The sequence below is a fragment of the Croceivirga lutea genome, from assembly GCF_014235875.1.
Taxonomy (GTDB): Bacteria; Bacteroidota; Bacteroidia; order Flavobacteriales; family Flavobacteriaceae; genus Croceivirga; species Croceivirga lutea.
Map to the genome: position 1 here is coordinate 454082 of NZ_JACJUK010000001.1, position 15565 is coordinate 469646.

Sequence of the window (15565 nt, forward strand, 5' to 3'; positions counted from 1 at the left end):
GTCTAGTTTTTAGGAACGGCCTCAAAATTAAAATTTTTAGTGGCATTACGAACTACATTTAAAAATTCCTCACTCGGGTCATCTTTTTCGGTACGGTATCCTTCATCCACTTCTAACCACAGTTTATGACCTTCAAACTGGGTATATTCGCTATGTCCAATCAAATAACGAATAGGATATTTTTTAGCAAGATATTTTACCAATTTAATATTAGCTTTTTCTTGAGCCTTGGTTAATGGTAAGTCTGGCGTTCCACCCACATTTTCAATACCTATGGCACAGTGGTTTAACCCAATAACATGTCTTGCCATAAAGTTTTCTGGCATTAAACGGTATACAGTACCATCTCTATCAACCACAAATTGTGAGGAAACATTTAATCCACTAACATTTTGTAAATCTGGGCGCCAGCCTGGTAGCGTAGCTGGGTTAAAAGCAGCAAATGTTTCATTATAGGTTGGTAAAACAGTATGGTGTAATACAATCATTTTTGGTGTAATGGTAATACTATCACGTTTTAAATCATAGCGGGTTTCTAGGTATTCTTGAGTCAAGGTTGTACGTTGCTTATTAAAAACAATAGGGTCATCTACTATTCTTTTTTCTATAGAACAAGACCAAAACAGTATGGTCATAAGTAAAAAAAGTAACTTTTTCATTCGTAATAATTGGTATAACTTAGAGCGTTTAAGTTACTATAAAACCAACGTTAATGAAATGGATTAAGAGAATTCTACTGCTTTTAGTAGTAATTGTGGGAGTCCTATTATACTTCAACTACCCTAAACTCAATATTATATCTGGTTATGCCTCAAAATATATGGCCTCTAGTGTTTTAATTGCTGGTCATCAACCCGGTTATGTAAATCAAACCGATTTGCAAATGCCGCTTATAGAATTGGCCACAACTAGCTATGATAAAACCGTGCAACAAGCGTCTGCTGATGTATACGGCTTGCTCGAACGAAAAGCAATAGACAGACAGGGCTTAGGTGCAGTTTTGGTGAGTGATGATTATAAAGAAGAAAAGAATTTTTTACAACCACAACGCAACCAAAAATTTGATTCTCTTCCCTACCCTTTTGGGCATTTACCGGCTAAAGATTCCATTTTTCCCGAAATAGACCAAGCAGCATTTAACAGAGCTGTTGCTTTGCCCTTTGCTAATAATGAAATTCAAAAAACAAGAACACTTTTAATACTATATAAAGGCCACCTAGTTCATGAGAATTATGTAGATGATTTTACCAAAGACACACCGGTTTTAGGTTGGTCTATGACCAAAAGTGTTCTTGCTACTTGTTTTGGAATTCTGCAACATCAAGGAAAAATAGACGTGAACTGGCCGGCTCCAATAACGGAATGGGAAAATGATGACCGCAAAAACATAACTATTAACCATTTACTACGTATGCAGAGTGGTTTAGCTTGGGAAGAAGATTACAGCGCTATTTCTGACGTTACTAAAATGCTGTTTTTAGATGATGATATGACGTTAGCTCAAAAACAAAAAGAAGCAATTGCTAATCCAACAGAAATTTGGAATTATTCTTCGGGGACAACCAATTTATTGTCAGGAATTTTACGCCAACAATTTAGAACACATCAAGAATATTTAGATTATCCATACGCTAATCTACTCGACAAAATAGGTGCACACAGTTTTTTAATTGAAGCTGATTATGCAGGTAATTATGTGGGCTCCTCTTATGGTTGGGCCTCTACTAGAGATTGGGCAAGACTAGGACAATTGTATTTAAATAAAGGTAATTGGAATGGAGAACAGCTATTTGACACCAATTGGGTAGATTATATTACCACACCTACAGCAAATAGTAATGGAACTTACGGCGGTCAATTTTGGTTAAATGCCGAAGGGGTATATCCAGATGTTCCAAAAGACTTATATAGCATGAATGGGTTTCAAGGACAGTTTGTGTTTATAATACCGTCTAAAGACTTGGTGGTTGTTAGAACTGGTCTTGCTGAGAATCCAATTTTTGATGTTAATGCCTTTTTAAGCGCTTTAGTAGCAGCAATCAATTAGGAAATAACAATTTGATAGGGCCAAACCACAATCTCTTCTTACTACGCAACAATATTTTTCTTTGCGAGAACACCTAATATAGATTTACACTGTAATAATAACGAAAGTAAATTTTTTCATTTTCATATAGTGTTCTCGTAAAAGGGCTTTGATCGCAAGACAAGGCTCTTTTTTGTTTCTACCCATTACGTGTACTTCACTATGCATTTGCAAATAGTTATAAAGATTCTGGTAATAACCTAAATCGTAATTACAGTTTAACAGTGCAAAACCACAAGCTACGCTAGCTACACAACAATAATTTCTATTGCAATAACACCCAACCTACATTTACCATGTAATAATAACGAAAGTAAATTTTTCATTTTCATATAGTGTTCTCGTAAAAGGGCTTTGATCGCAAGACAAAGCTCTTTTTTGTTTCTATTCCTTACGTATACTTCACTACATATTGCCAAATAGTCATAAAGATTAAGGCATAAGAAAAAATCATAATTACAATTTAACAGCGCCAAACCACAAGGTCTACTAGCTACACAACAATAATTTCTCTTGCCATAACACCCAACGTACATTTACCATGTAATAATTCAGAAAGTAAATTTTTTCATTTTCATATAGTGTTCTCGTAAAAGGGCCTTGATCGTAAGACAAGGCTCTTTTCTATTTAGAACAGTACTATGGTTAATGACTTAAATGAGAAAATCTTATAATACTTAGTAAGGATTTTCAAGCGCTATAAAATCATTTTGTTGTGGTATGCTTTTCTTTTTTAAATTGTTTACTTCTTTTACCTTCCTTAATTACACGTTATTTTTTTTACTACTGAATTTCAATTTTGTTGGTACTACCGTGCTATGTCAATATTTTTTGCTACATGAAATTCTTCTTGTTATTTACAAAAGATGTGACTTTTTCATAGTTTGGTGTCTTATAGATAAAATAAGAACCATGAAGAAAATTGTTTTACTGCTTGCCTTTATTGTTGCACCACTTGTAGTTGCTCAAGCTCAGGAAGTTGAAAACACTGAAGATGTTGAAGAAATTAGTGTTGAAACTACCGAAGTTGATAGAAAAAAGTCGGATAAGCAACTTAAAATTGAAGAAAAAGAGGCTAAGAAAACAATAAAAACGCTCAAAAAACAAAACAAACTAGAACGTTCAATTCTAGGTTTAGAAAATACTATTAAAACAGATGGTATTAAACTAGAAAAATTAAGGGAGCGTCATTCTAGCACAAATAACAAACTGTCAGATGTACAACGAGAAAAGCTTGAACTTAAAATTGCCAAGCTTGAGATGAAGACAGCAAAGAACAAAGCAAAGCTTAAGAAGCTTCGTAAGAAACTATAGATTAGTATATTTTTTGGTTGATTGATTGATAAAATGGATTCCTTTTTGTTAAGGAATCCATTTATTTTTTCCAAAATCTGGCTTTCGCTTTTCTAAGAACGCATTTCTACCTTCAATAGCTTCCTCTGTCATATAAGCTAAACGTGTGGCTTCACCTGCAAATACTTGTTGACCCACCATACCATCATCAGTAAGATTCATAGCAAATTTTAGCATTTTAATTGAAGTAGGTGATTTTTCTAATACCTCTTGGGCCCACTCATAAGCGGTTTGTTCCAACTCATTATGTGGAATTACAGCATTCACCATTCCCATTTCATAAGCCTCTTGAGCAGAATAATTTCTACCCAAAAAGAAAATCTCACGAGCTTTTTTCTGCCCTACCATTTTTGCCAAATACGCAGAACCATATCCACCGTCAAAACTGGTTACATCAGCATCTGTTTGCTTAAAAATTGCGTGTTCTTTACTCGCCAATGTCATATCACAAACAACATGTAAACTATGGCCACCACCCACAGCCCAACCAGGCACCACAGCAATAACTACCTTAGGCATAAAACGAATTAAGCGTTGAACTTCTAAAATATTTAAACGGTGATATCCATCTTCGCCTACATAGCCTTTATGACCACGCGCTTTTTGGTCGCCCCCACTACAAAATGCCCATTTACCATCTTTACTAGAGGGACCTTCTCCAGAAAGTAGAACAACACCAATGCTAGTATCTTCTTGAGCATCATAAAATGCTTTGTACAATTCGCTTGTAGTTTTAGGTCGAAAAGCATTACGTACATCAGGTCTATTAAATGCTATTCGTGCAACGCCGTTACATTTCTTATAGGTAATATCTTCAAATTCAATGGCTGTTTGCCAATTTGGTTCTTGCATGCTAAAAATTTTAGTTTCAAAGATACTTAGAAAGTAAAATTCAAAAAACTTAGGGTCAATTTGCTATCTTACCAAATATCTTATAGGTACTCATTCAATGCAGCCTTCGCCAGCCGAAATAAAACAAGTTTTTAATACCGTAAGTCTACCTGCAACTGCGGTTGAACACATTGGCAGTAAGTTTGCTAAAATTGAATTGGTAAAAGATGATGTTCTGATAACGGCGAATGATATAGTTACCACACAATACTATGTACTAACAGGTTGTTTACGAACGTTTTATTTGGCACCTAACGGAAAAGAACACACCTTACAGTTTGCCATTAACGATTGGTGGATAAGCGATTATACGGCTTATTTTGAAGGTTCTAGAGCAATAATGACTATTGAGGTAATTGAAGCTTGTACCTTACTTAAAATTACGAAAGCAAATCTGGATAGGCTTTATGAAGAATTTCCTGTATTAGAGGCCTTTTTCAGAAAGAAATTAGAAAAGGCTTTCGCTAGTTTTCAAAAGCGAATTTTAGCCAATTTAGCTTTACCTGCCAAAGAAAGATATCTTCAGTTTATGCATACCTATCCCAATATAGAGCAGCATGTAAAAAATTACCACATTGCCTCATATTTGGGTATCACTACAGAAAGTTTAAGTAGAATTCGAAAAGAATTGGCTAATACATAGCTTTCTTATCATACATCAATTTTTACCTAAGCTGTGTCTCATAATTTTGTAGCTCAAAACAAAAAAACACAGCGATGAAAACTATAGTATTTGTACTTACAAGTCACGAAGAGTTAGGAAATACGGGCGAAAAAACAGGTTTTTGGGTAGAAGAATTTGCAGCACCATATTACCTTTTAAAAGATAAGGGAGTAAACATCACACTGGCTTCACCTAAAGGCGGACAACCACCAATCGACCCCAAAAGTGAAATGGAAGACTTTCAAACACCAGCCACAGAACGTTTTAATCAAGACAAAGAAACGCAAGAGAAATTAGCGAATACTATAAAGCTAGAAAACGTGAATCAAGAAGATTTTGATGCTGTTTTTTATCCTGGTGGCCACGGTCCGTTATGGGATTTAGCAACGGATAAAAATTCGATTAAACTTATAGAAGATTTTTACAGAAACAGTAAGCCTGTAGCTGCTGTATGCCATGCTCCAGCAGTGTTCAAAAACACTAAGAACACTGACGGTAGCTTTTTAGTGAAAGGTAAAAAGGTAACCGGTTTTACCAATACCGAAGAAGAAGCCGTACAATTAACAAATGTGGTTCCGTTCTTAGTTGAAGATATGCTTAAAGAAAATGGAGGTATTTATTTCAAAAAAGAAGATTGGAGTGCCCACGCTATAGCAGATGGTTTATTGATTACGGGTCAAAACCCAGCATCATCAGAAAAAGTTGCAGAACTTTTATGGCATCAGTTAAATTAAAAGTTTACCTCCCCCCTATTTTGGTAAACTTTAGAAACGGTTTGAAAATTTTTCAGGCCGTTTTTTTTGTGTTAATATCTCAAGAAAAACGATTGCTGTTGCATACCCGCTAGCAGGTATTGTTTTACAGCATTTTTTACGATAGCTTTAAGTGCTAAAAAACTGCGCATGAAAAAGTTAAGCTATTTACTTATTGTAATACTACTCTTTTGGGGTTGTAGTAGTGATTCAGAAATAACTGATGATGAAATTAGTACCGAACAACCCAATAGCGAATCCAGTGCTAAAGAACTCATTTCGTTTTCTTTTAGTTCCAATACCAATTCCATTCCTGTAAATTCAGAAGCAACACTATCATCTAATAGCGCGAGCCTATTTTTACCTGTAAATACAGAACTTTCCAGCCTTATTCCAAATTTCTCCATTTCTAGTAAGGCAAGCCTTTATTTAGGGTCTCAAGAACTTGTAAGTGGTGAAACCAGTATCGATTTAACAGCACCAGCAACCTTAAAAGTTGTTGCCGAAGATGGTTCCTCTAAAAATTATGAGGTAACTGTTACTACTGCTATTACTTCTTTGACAGAAAAGATGAATGTGCTTATGGATACCTATGACATTCCGGGTATACAATTGGCCATAGTTAAGAATGAAAAATTAGTTTATCAACATAGTTTTGGTTTAGCAGACCCTGCTAATAACACTGCGGTAACAAACGAATCCTTATTTAGAATTGCAAGCATTTCAAAACCAATTACGGCCATTGGTATTTTAAAACTGGTAGATGACACCAGTTTAAGTTTAAACCAGCGGGTTTTTGGTACAGGTGGTGTTTTAGGAACTGATTACGGTACACCGCCTTATGCTGCCGGCATTGAACAGATTACCGTTAGGCATTTGCTTGAACATACTTCGGGTTGGACCAATAATCCGTTTGACCCCATGTTTGCAAATATTGATTTTTCGCAAAGCGAAGTTATTGATGATATGTTAGACAATAGACCCTTAGAAACTACCCCAGGCTCCACCTATTACTATTCTAATTTTGGGTATTCCGTTTTAGGGCGAATTATAGAAAAAGTAACGGGTCAATCGTATGAAGCTTTTATCAAATCTGCTGTATTGAGTCCTGCCGGAATTTCTAAAATGGAATTGGGTGGCAACACTTTAGAGGAGCAATATGCAAATGAAGTAGTGTATTTAGACCAAGAAGGATTTAGTCCGTACGGAACCATGAACATCACCCGTATGGATTCCCACGGCGGATGGCTTGCTTCGGCAACCGATTTAGCCCGATTTATTACTGTTGTAGACCGGAACTCAAGTAGGCCTGACATTGTTAGTGCTGGGGGATTACAAGAGTTGTATTTTGGTTTCCAAAACTGGGTGTTCTACGGGTCATTACCCGGTACGTCAACCGCAATCTCTAGAGTTGATGATGAATACAGTTACGTAATTTTAGCCAATACCAGAACAATACCCATAAAATCCATTCTCGATAATTTCAATAACATTCTCAGAGAAGAAATACTAGCCCGCAACAATTGGCCTAGTTATGATTTGTTTTAAATGCACGCAATTCTTGAAACAGAGCGACTCCTATTAAGACCTTTGCAACTAGAGGACGCAATTTTTATTGTTGAATTATTCAATTCACCCGGATGGTTAAAATACATTGGTGATAGAAAAATTACCCATAAAGTTACCGCCCAAAAGTATATCAATTCGCTTTTAGAAAATCCGGCTATTAATTACACGGTCTTTATATTAAAAACAACAAAAAAACCCATAGGAATTGTTTCTTTAATTCAAAGAAAAGAAGAGTCGCATCCTGACATAGGTTTTTCTATACTTCCACAATTTTCTGGCAAGGGTTATACCTTTGAAGCAAGCCAAGCATTTCTTAAAGCGCATTGTAACAAAGAGAAACATGAGAACATAATTGCATTTACGAAACCAACAAACGCAAAGTCAATTCAATTGTTAAAAAAGCTCGGTTTACAATACACTGGCAACTTTCAAAAAAATGATGAATTATTATCTTATTTTAGCTTAAAGTAGTGCCACTTTTTAAATGTGCAAATGCGCATTCTAGTGCAATACCTGTAAACAAAAACAATGAAAACGGTACTAGAAAATGAATTCGGTTTTCCTATTACATCGGTGGAACTCTTAAATGGTTATGACAATCAAAATTACAAGGTGTCTACTGCCGATTCAGAATATATTTTTAAATCGTATCGCTACAATTCTGAACTTCATGCCATCATAAATGCAGAGAATTCCACTTTGCTATATTTGGCTGATAAGTTAGCAGGTAAAATACCTAGAATCATTCCTTTTGCAGACCAACAAAATAGCAAACTTGTATCTGAAAATGGTACGCAAAAGATTTACCGAATGCTGTCTTATTTAGAGGGTGATTTTCTAGGAGATGTTGCACCTTCTAAAAAACTCATGCAATCTTTAGGTGCTTTTATGGCTCGTTTAGACCAAGAATTAAGCACGTTTTCAAATGACACCCTAAAAGCCCGACAATGGGAATGGGATTTACAGTATTTCGATTTAAACAAAAAGTACCTAAATGCCGTTACCAATACTTTAGACAAAAAGGTTATTGAATACTTTTTTCTTCAGTTCGAAGAAAATGTACGTCATGTTATGCCTTACTTACGAAAACAAGTTATTCATAACGATGCAAACGAATGGAATATTCTAGTTAAGAATGAAGAAGTAATAGGTATTATCGATTTTGGCGACTTAGCCCATTCTTTTCTGATTAATGAATTAGCTATTGCCATTACTTACGCCTGTTACGATAAAGAAGACCCCCTACCTTGGGCAACTATACTTATAGAATCGTATCACAAAATACTTCCTTTAGAAGAAATAGAATTGCAGGTATTGTACTATTTAATAGCAGCAAGATTGTGTACAAGCTTATGTAATTCTGCCTACGCCAAAAAAATAGACCCTGCGAACAGTTATGCTTCAATTAGTGAGGTAAATGCCCGACAAATGCTTCATAAATGGCTAGCTATTAATCCTATAAAAGCGGAAAATACATTTAGAAAAGCTGCTGGTTTTACAGCAATTACCACTCCAGCTATTGAAACTATTATCCAAAGAAGACATCAATATGTAAGTAATAGTCTATCGCTGAGTTACGAGCATCCCATTCACATGTCTCGTTCTGCTTTTCAATATATGTATGATACTGCTGGTAACACTTTTTTAGATGCCTACAATAACATTCCCCACGTAGGACATTCGCATCCTAAAGTAGTTAAAGCGGGTCAACAGCAATTGGCTAAACTAAACACCAATACGCGTTATTTGTATGACCAATTAGCGGACTATGCCGAAAAGCTACGTTCCTATTTTCCAGATTCATTAAACAAGGTATTTTTTGTGAACTCTGGTAGTGCAGCAAGCGATTTAGCCATACGTATGGCCTTATACCATACCAAAGCCAAACAACTAATGGTTATGGAATCTGGTTACCATGGTAATACACAAACCGCGATTGAAATAAGCGATTATAAGTTTAATAATCCCAAAGGCGAAGGTCAGAAAAATCACATCTTAAAAACGCCTTTACCCAATACCTATCAAGGTAAATATGCAGAAGTAAAAAATGCAGGAGAATTGTATGGTAAAGATGCTGTACAGCAAATTAGCAAAGCCTCAGAACCTATTGCTGCATTTATCTGTGAGCCTGTTGTGGGTTGTGCTGGCCAAATACCCTTAGCTGAAGGATATTTAAAGGAAGTCTATCCTGCCATACGTTCGCAAGGTGGAGTTTGTATTAGTGATGAAGTGCAAACAGGTTTTGGTCGTTTGGGTGATTATTTCTGGGGTTATGAAGCGCAAGGTGTTATACCAGATATGGTTATTCTTGGCAAACCTATAGCCAATGGTCATCCAATGGGCGCTGTGGTATGTACCCAAGAAATAGCCAATTCTTTTGAAAAAGGCGTTGAGTTTTTTAGTTCGTTTGGTGGTAACCCAGTGTCTTGTGCAATAGCTACCGCAGTATTAGAAGTTATCGAAGAAGAAAACCTGCAACAAAATGCCAAAAAAGTAGGTGAATACTACCAAAATCAATTAAAACAATTGGCAAAAAAACACAAATGCCTTGGTGATGTTAGAGGTTACGGCTTGTTTATTGGTATTGAAATTGTTCAAATAGGTACTAAAAATCCGGATACCGCTTTAGCCAAACACCTTAAAAACCAAATGCGCAAAAGCCATATTTTACTCAGTACAGATGGGCCTTTTGATAATGTGATTAAAAGCAAACCACCACTGTGTTTTAGTAAAGAAAACGTTGATACCGTAGTTTCTAATCTAGAACGTATTTTAGAAGCTTTACCTTCAACCTAACTAGTCAAAAAAATAATTAAAATGAAATTCTCTACAGCTACAAAAAGCCTTATCATAATAGCATTCTTCTTAATGAGCGGTATTGTTTTCTGTCAAAACGAAAAAATGGAACAGCTCAATTTTATGGTTGGGGAATGGATTGGCACCACTAAAAGCTACGAAAATGGCAAAGTCACCAAAGAAGGAGCTGCTTTTCAACGTATACAGTACGATTTGGAAAAATCGATTTTAGTTATTGAATTGAATACCGAATTTTTACTACTCCACACCATTATATACTACGATGCCAAAGACGAAACCTACTATTACTATCCTTTCTCTAAGAATGGTGTTTCGCGTTATCCTGCAAGTTTTATAGATGGCAAACTGGTTGTACAACCTAATGATGCTAGACGTTTCACTTTTAGCCAAACCACTGATGGCGGATTTCGAGAACACGGAGAACAACTAGTTGATGGTGAATGGATTACCTATTTTGAAGATACTTTCACTAACTCTAAATAGCCTTGTCTTTTTAAAAGGATAACTCTTGTAAATTTCAATGGCGTAATACATAGTTAATTCGCATTTTTTTTACAACCTAAATATGCATAACAGGTGAAATTCTAACTATTGTAACCTCGTCATGTAACATTTTTAGATTTCTGCATCTAAAGCAAAAATTAACACAGAAATCATGAAAACGTACTTTGTATTTGTAACACTTTTAGTGACTATTGCTTTGCAATCACAAAAAACGCCTCAACCTATTCACGTTAGCGTATCCGGAGAAGGTAATGCAAACTCCATTTTATTTATTCCCGGTTTCACCGTTCCCGGAGAAAGTTGGGAAGCCACAGTAAAACAATTAGAAAAATCCTACGAATGTCATGTAGTTACCTTAGCAGGATTCGGTGGTGAGGCGCCTATTGGTTTTCCTTGGTTACCTAAAGTGAATGATGCTCTTAATACCTACATTCACGAGAACCAACTAACGAACTTAACCGTTATTGGCCATAGTTTGGGTGGCACCATAGCTACTTGGCTGGCTAGTAGAGAAAACAATACCATTTCAAAGCTTATTTTAATAGATGCCTTACCGGCTGCGGGCGACTTAATGTTCCCTAATTTTAATCCAGAAGATTTGGCGTATGATAGTCCGTTTAACCAACAACAATTGGCAATGAGTTCCACCCAATTTGAACAAATGGCTGGTGGCATGGCGTTAGGTATGAGTAGCCATAAAGAAGCACAACAAAAAATTAAGGAGTGGATGCTTGCCGCAGACCGTGAAACCTATGTGTATGGGTATACAGACTATTTAAAGCTAGATATGAGAGCAGACCTCAATAAAATTTCGATACCGGTAACCATTCTGGCGGCCGATAAACCTTTTGGAAAAGAAATGGTGCAGCAAACGTATAGCAAACAGTACCAAAATTTAGAAAATTACGAGCTACGTATTGCTGAAAATTCGGCTCACTTTGTAATGTTCGACCAGCCAGAATGGTTTTCAACACAACTCCTAGAACTCTTAGCAACTAACTAAATGAATATAGAAAAGGAGTTTACACAGCTGTACAATACTCATGCACCAAAAGTATATCGTCTTTGCTTGGGGTATGCTGCTGGTGATGAAGACCTTGCTAAAGAATGGCAGCAGCAGACTTTTATAAAAGTTTGGAAACACCGAAAGTCTTTTCAAGAAAAGTCTGCTATCAGCACATGGATTTACAGAATAGCCGTAAACACTTGTCTAGGCGATTTACGAAAGGCTAAGAAACAAGTGCCTTTAAATGAAACTTATTTAGCAGCAACTGAATCTTCAGAATCTCAAAACACAAACGCGCAAATTCAGAAAATGTATAGCTGTATTGAACAATTAACCGCAAACAACAAGACCATTATTTTGATGGAATTGGAAGATATACCCCAAGCTACTATTGCAGAAACCCTTGGGATGGCTCACGGTTCTTTACGAACCCGCCTAACCCGTATTCGTCAATCACTTTTAAAATGTATCCAAAATGGAAAATGATAAATTAACAGAAACCTGGAAGCTACAACAGCAAAAACCATCGCTTTCTAATCCGGAAGAAATCATAAGTAAAGCCAAAAATCAACGTCGTAAACAGTTTATTGGTATTGTGGTAATGGCCGTAACAGCAGCCGTTCTTGTGTTTTACGCCTCGTATTTTTGGAGTACAGAATGGAATACTTTTAACTTAGGTTTATTGCTAATGATAGGCAGTTTAACCTTTAGAATTCTGTTAGAGTTTATTTCGCTCTACAAAAAAGAACAACAGTTGGTCACCTTAGCTAATAAGGCGTTTGCAACCTACCTTAAAAAACACCATAACAGAAGACGAATTATAAACTATACCATTACCCCGCTATGTTTTGGGTTATATTGTTATGGTTTCACTTTACTACTACCCTATTTTAAGGCTGAATTTTCATCTGGTTTTTACACCTATCTTTTACTATCAGGCATCTTTTCTTTGGTAGTATTGGCTTTTATTATTGTTAAAGACATTCAAAGAGAAAATCGCATCATAAAACAATTAAAAGGCAGCTAAATGTAAAAATTAGGGTCGCTTAAAAAAAATTTCAAACGGTTTGGGTACGCTATTCCAAGCCGTTTTTTCTGTTAATAACTCCTGTACTAACAGTTGCAATTGCGATAGTATTTAAAATTCAATTCTTAGAACTTAGTAGGTGATAAAATGGTGACTACAATTTAAACTAGCTTCAAATGTTTAGATTTTTTAGAAAAATTAGGCAAGAACAAATGGCAAAAGGTAAAATTGGGCAATATTTAAAATATGCTATAGGCGAAATTGTTTTGGTGGTAATAGGTATTTTAATTGCTTTACAGATTAACAATTGGAATCAGCAGCAACAGCTTAAAAAAGAGGAACTACAAACCTTAAAAAGCTTGCAAGAAGCTATCAGTATTAATAGTACAGAATTTGATTCTATTTTTAAAGCGCAATTGCAACGCAATCAAAGCTTGCAGTACGTGTTGTTTAGAGATGTATCTAGTCTTGAGCTTCCGCAATTAGATTCGTTAATTACAAAAAACGTGGATAACCATACTTTTGACCCATCTACAGGAATCTATAATTCCATTATCAATTCAGGTAAAATTGAATTAATTTCTAATGATAATTTAAAAAACAGAATATCTAGATTACTAGATAGAGTATCTGATTATCAAGAAAGTGAAGACGAGGTAACTGATTATACCAAACAACATTTAGAAACCTCATTTATCGAAAAATTTACCATCAATCCTATGGTTCTTGCGGGGCTTAGTGAACGTACACCAGAAGAAAAGGTGAAAGACAAAGCTTTTTTTATTGAAAATTTCAGCCGCCAAAAGGCCAAGAATATGTACATTTTACTACTAAATAAAATGAATGTAATAATCCTAAAAGGAAGTGAATTACAAAAAGAATATGCAGGCTTACTAAGCGATTTAGAAGCTGAAATTAACAAATAAGTTTTGAGTAACTAGACTAGAAAAGTTTATCTTGAAAACAAAAAAATGAAACTAATGAAACACCTATTCCCCTTATTCTTAGCGCTAGTATGCAGTGTAACTTTTGCACAAACTATTGAAGGCCAATGGGAAACCATAGACGATACTACCAATGAAAAAAAGGCACTCATTGAAATTTATGAGACCAATGATAAATACTACGCAAAAATTGTAAAAAGCTATATCAGCGATAAAGATGCTGTATGTTTAGAATGTAAAGGCGATAAAAAAAATGCACCGATTCCTGGTTTGGTAATTATCGAAGGGCTAGAAGAAGATGGTGACGAATATAACGGCGGTACTATTCTAGACCCCGAAAATGGTAAAACCTATAAGTGCTACGTAGAATTAGCAAGTGACGATAAACTTAAGGTTCGTGGGTATTTAGGTTTTGCACTCATTGGTAGAACACAATATTGGGTACGTAAGAAGTAAGCAAAACTAAATATGAGTAGAAACATAGTTAAAGAAACGCTTTCAGAAGGGCTGCAAATTGGTTTTGCAGTAATTCTAGCGAGCATAGGATTAAAAGCTTTTCTACTTCCAAACGGTTTTTTAGATGGCGGGGTCACTGGTATTGCTATTCTGCTTAGTGAATTATTTCATATTGATATTTCACTGGTCTTACCACTTGCTTCCATTCCGTTTTTTATCATTGGGTATTTTACCATTACCAAGCGTATTCTTTTCAAATCAGTGATTTCTATTATTTTGTTAGCACTGGTCATTCATTTTGAAAATTTTAGTTCCATAACAGATGACAAACTAATAATAGCAACGTTTGGCGGACTCTTTCTTGGTTGTGGAATTGGCATGGCCATTCGCGGTGGGTCGGTATTAGATGGTTCAGAAATTTTGGGTTTATACCTAAATGAACGTTACGGGTTTTCTATAGGTTCCATAATTCTGTTTTTCAATATAATTCTCTTCGGAATCACAGCCCTTATTCTTACGCCCGAAATTGCCATGTATTCTATTCTTACCTATTTGGTAACCAGTAAAGCCATAGATTTTACTATTCAAGGTTTTGAGAATTATGTGGGATTAATGATTGTTTCTAAAAAGAGTGAAGCCATACAAGCAGCATTTCTAGACAAAATTGGCCAGGGCATTACCATTTATCAAGGTGTGAAAGGTCACGGAAAATCGGGTGCTTCGGAGGTTACCGAAATCATTCATATTGTGGTCACTCGTATAGATACTCGTAGAATTCACCGTCTAATTGAAACCATAGATAAAGATGCTTTTATTACTGAATTTGATGTAAATCATATCAAAGGCGGAAAAATTCGTCGCTTTTTAGCTAAAACGAAGTAAAAACACAACCCTAAGAATTCTATTTTTAGAATTGACAAAACATAAATGTTAGTATAATTAGTTTGAATTAATAAAACAAAACATTTTTTACCAAATATCTTTTAATATAAAATATTATTACCATATTTGTATTATTATTTATTTTTTTTATGGAAAAACTAGAAGAAAGAATTAAGGCGGTTATGAATCTACACAACTACAACAACAGGACACTAGCTAAAGATGTAGATTTCACTCCTGCTAGTATTGGGAACTATTTGTCTGGCAGAGTTATGCCGGGCTTTGATTTTATACAAAACCTAGTGACTAAGGTAGGAGGCTTTAATACCCATTGGTTAATTACAGGAAAAGGCTCTATGACTTCATCAAACTTTGATTTAGATATTGATGAAGTAGCTAGTTTTGTAGACCAGAATCATGAAAGACTAATAAAAGAAAGTGCGCTGTATAGACGCGTAATAGAATCCGAGGTAAAAGATGCCTTATTAAGGAAGCTGTCCAATTAAGGGATGATTATAAAATTTATTTTATTAATTTCATTTAAATAAAATAATTATTAAGTATTATGTGTTTAACAATAATTATATATAACAAACATAGGGTCTTCTAATTTT

The 15565-nt window shown here is 35.3% G+C and carries 17 protein-coding genes; 15 read left to right on the forward strand and 2 right to left on the reverse strand.

Going from position 1 to position 15565, the window contains the following annotated elements; all coding sequences use genetic code 11:
* Window positions 1–2 precede the first annotated feature (2 nt).
* Window positions 3–659 carry a peptidoglycan recognition protein family protein gene (locus H5V42_RS02100; RefSeq protein ID WP_185781459.1) on the reverse strand — a complete coding sequence of 219 codons (657 nt, stop codon included), beginning with the start codon at window positions 657–659 and terminating at the stop codon, window positions 3–5.
* 53 nt (window positions 660–712) lie between these two features.
* On the opposite strand from H5V42_RS02100, the gene H5V42_RS02105 reads away from it, so the two are divergent.
* Together H5V42_RS02105 and H5V42_RS02110 are read left to right on the forward strand one after the other, a co-directional pair.
* The gene (locus tag H5V42_RS02105; RefSeq protein ID WP_185781460.1) at window positions 713–2047 is read left to right on the forward strand and encodes a serine hydrolase domain-containing protein; all 1335 of its coding nucleotides are present in this window, start codon (window positions 713–715) and stop codon (window positions 2045–2047) included.
* Between the two features lie 951 nt (window positions 2048–2998).
* Complete coding sequence (locus H5V42_RS02110) at window positions 2999–3400, forward strand: hypothetical protein (RefSeq protein WP_185781461.1); 402 nt, start codon at window positions 2999–3001, stop codon at window positions 3398–3400.
* 48 nt (window positions 3401–3448) lie between these two features.
* Here H5V42_RS02110 and H5V42_RS02115 read toward each other — a convergent pair whose 3' ends face one another.
* A complete protein-coding gene (locus tag H5V42_RS02115) occupies window positions 3449–4291 on the reverse strand; it encodes a 1,4-dihydroxy-2-naphthoyl-CoA synthase (RefSeq protein WP_185781462.1) in 843 nt (280 codons plus the stop codon).
* A gap of 97 nt (window positions 4292–4388) precedes the next feature.
* Here H5V42_RS02115 and H5V42_RS02120 point away from each other — a divergent pair, with 97 nt between their 5' ends.
* The 13 genes from H5V42_RS02120 to H5V42_RS02180 all read left to right on the forward strand — a co-directional run bounded on the left by H5V42_RS02120 (window position 4389) and on the right by H5V42_RS02180 (window position 15457).
* On the forward strand, window positions 4389–4973 hold the full coding sequence (locus H5V42_RS02120; RefSeq protein ID WP_185781463.1) for a Crp/Fnr family transcriptional regulator: 585 nt from the start codon (window positions 4389–4391) through the stop codon (window positions 4971–4973).
* Between the two features lie 74 nt (window positions 4974–5047).
* Window positions 5048–5728 carry a type 1 glutamine amidotransferase domain-containing protein gene (locus H5V42_RS02125; protein ID WP_185781464.1) on the forward strand — a complete coding sequence of 227 codons (681 nt, stop codon included), beginning with the start codon at window positions 5048–5050 and terminating at the stop codon, window positions 5726–5728.
* Between the two features lie 168 nt (window positions 5729–5896).
* A complete protein-coding gene (locus H5V42_RS02130) occupies window positions 5897–7294 on the forward strand; it encodes a serine hydrolase domain-containing protein (RefSeq protein WP_185781465.1) in 1398 nt (465 codons plus the stop codon).
* Complete coding sequence (locus H5V42_RS02135; RefSeq protein ID WP_185781466.1) at window positions 7295–7786, forward strand: GNAT family N-acetyltransferase; 492 nt, start codon at window positions 7295–7297, stop codon at window positions 7784–7786.
* Between the two features lie 57 nt (window positions 7787–7843).
* Complete coding sequence (locus tag H5V42_RS02140; protein WP_185781467.1) at window positions 7844–10111, forward strand: aminotransferase class III-fold pyridoxal phosphate-dependent enzyme; 2268 nt, start codon at window positions 7844–7846, stop codon at window positions 10109–10111.
* A 21-nt stretch (window positions 10112–10132) separates the two neighbouring features.
* The gene (locus tag H5V42_RS02145; protein ID WP_185781468.1) at window positions 10133–10615 is read left to right on the forward strand and encodes a hypothetical protein; all 483 of its coding nucleotides are present in this window, start codon (window positions 10133–10135) and stop codon (window positions 10613–10615) included.
* A 172-nt stretch (window positions 10616–10787) separates the two neighbouring features.
* Window positions 10788–11639 (forward strand): alpha/beta fold hydrolase, encoded by an 852-nt coding sequence (locus H5V42_RS02150; protein ID WP_185781469.1) that lies wholly within the window; start codon window positions 10788–10790, stop codon window positions 11637–11639.
* Entirely contained in the window at window positions 11640–12128 is a 489-nt protein-coding gene (locus H5V42_RS02155; RefSeq protein WP_185781470.1) for an RNA polymerase sigma factor, read from the forward strand.
* The gene (locus tag H5V42_RS02160) at window positions 12118–12669 is read left to right on the forward strand and encodes a hypothetical protein (protein ID WP_185781471.1); all 552 of its coding nucleotides are present in this window, start codon (window positions 12118–12120) and stop codon (window positions 12667–12669) included. The genes H5V42_RS02155 and H5V42_RS02160 overlap by 11 nt, the downstream gene beginning before the upstream one ends.
* A gap of 176 nt (window positions 12670–12845) precedes the next feature.
* Window positions 12846–13595, forward strand: a complete 750-nt coding sequence (locus H5V42_RS02165; RefSeq protein ID WP_185781472.1) for a DUF6090 family protein — start codon at window positions 12846–12848, stop codon at window positions 13593–13595.
* A 54-nt stretch (window positions 13596–13649) separates the two neighbouring features.
* Window positions 13650–14069: a DUF2147 domain-containing protein gene (locus tag H5V42_RS02170; protein ID WP_185781473.1), complete on the forward strand. Its 420-nt coding sequence runs from the start codon at window positions 13650–13652 to the stop codon at window positions 14067–14069.
* Window positions 14070–14081: 12 nt separating this feature from the next.
* Complete coding sequence (locus H5V42_RS02175) at window positions 14082–14951, forward strand: YitT family protein (protein WP_185781474.1); 870 nt, start codon at window positions 14082–14084, stop codon at window positions 14949–14951.
* Window positions 14952–15100: 149 nt separating this feature from the next.
* The gene (locus H5V42_RS02180) at window positions 15101–15457 is read left to right on the forward strand and encodes a helix-turn-helix domain-containing protein (RefSeq protein WP_185781475.1); all 357 of its coding nucleotides are present in this window, start codon (window positions 15101–15103) and stop codon (window positions 15455–15457) included.
* Window positions 15458–15565 lie beyond the last annotated feature (108 nt).

What these genes read in the sequence shown, in the direction of transcription:
- H5V42_RS02100 (WP_185781459.1), bottom strand. Translation starts at nt 659, where the DNA reads ATGAAAAAGTTACTTTTTTTACTTATGACCATACTGTTTTGGTCTTGT.
- H5V42_RS02105 (WP_185781460.1), top strand. Translation starts at nt 713, where the DNA reads ATGAAATGGATTAAGAGAATTCTACTGCTTTTAGTAGTAATTGTGGGA.
- H5V42_RS02110 (WP_185781461.1), top strand. Translation starts at nt 2,999, where the DNA reads ATGAAGAAAATTGTTTTACTGCTTGCCTTTATTGTTGCACCACTTGTA.
- H5V42_RS02115 (WP_185781462.1), bottom strand. Translation starts at nt 4,291, where the DNA reads ATGCAAGAACCAAATTGGCAAACAGCCATTGAATTTGAAGATATTACC.
- H5V42_RS02120 (WP_185781463.1), top strand. Translation starts at nt 4,389, where the DNA reads ATGCAGCCTTCGCCAGCCGAAATAAAACAAGTTTTTAATACCGTAAGT.
- H5V42_RS02125 (WP_185781464.1), top strand. Translation starts at nt 5,048, where the DNA reads ATGAAAACTATAGTATTTGTACTTACAAGTCACGAAGAGTTAGGAAAT.
- H5V42_RS02130 (WP_185781465.1), top strand. Translation starts at nt 5,897, where the DNA reads ATGAAAAAGTTAAGCTATTTACTTATTGTAATACTACTCTTTTGGGGT.
- H5V42_RS02135 (WP_185781466.1), top strand. Translation starts at nt 7,295, where the DNA reads ATGCACGCAATTCTTGAAACAGAGCGACTCCTATTAAGACCTTTGCAA.
- H5V42_RS02140 (WP_185781467.1), top strand. Translation starts at nt 7,844, where the DNA reads ATGAAAACGGTACTAGAAAATGAATTCGGTTTTCCTATTACATCGGTG.
- H5V42_RS02145 (WP_185781468.1), top strand. Translation starts at nt 10,133, where the DNA reads ATGAAATTCTCTACAGCTACAAAAAGCCTTATCATAATAGCATTCTTC.
- H5V42_RS02150 (WP_185781469.1), top strand. Translation starts at nt 10,788, where the DNA reads ATGAAAACGTACTTTGTATTTGTAACACTTTTAGTGACTATTGCTTTG.
- H5V42_RS02155 (WP_185781470.1), top strand. Translation starts at nt 11,640, where the DNA reads ATGAATATAGAAAAGGAGTTTACACAGCTGTACAATACTCATGCACCA.
- H5V42_RS02160 (WP_185781471.1), top strand. Translation starts at nt 12,118, where the DNA reads ATGGAAAATGATAAATTAACAGAAACCTGGAAGCTACAACAGCAAAAA.
- H5V42_RS02165 (WP_185781472.1), top strand. Translation starts at nt 12,846, where the DNA reads ATGTTTAGATTTTTTAGAAAAATTAGGCAAGAACAAATGGCAAAAGGT.
- H5V42_RS02170 (WP_185781473.1), top strand. Translation starts at nt 13,650, where the DNA reads ATGAAACACCTATTCCCCTTATTCTTAGCGCTAGTATGCAGTGTAACT.
- H5V42_RS02175 (WP_185781474.1), top strand. Translation starts at nt 14,082, where the DNA reads ATGAGTAGAAACATAGTTAAAGAAACGCTTTCAGAAGGGCTGCAAATT.
- H5V42_RS02180 (WP_185781475.1), top strand. Translation starts at nt 15,101, where the DNA reads ATGGAAAAACTAGAAGAAAGAATTAAGGCGGTTATGAATCTACACAAC.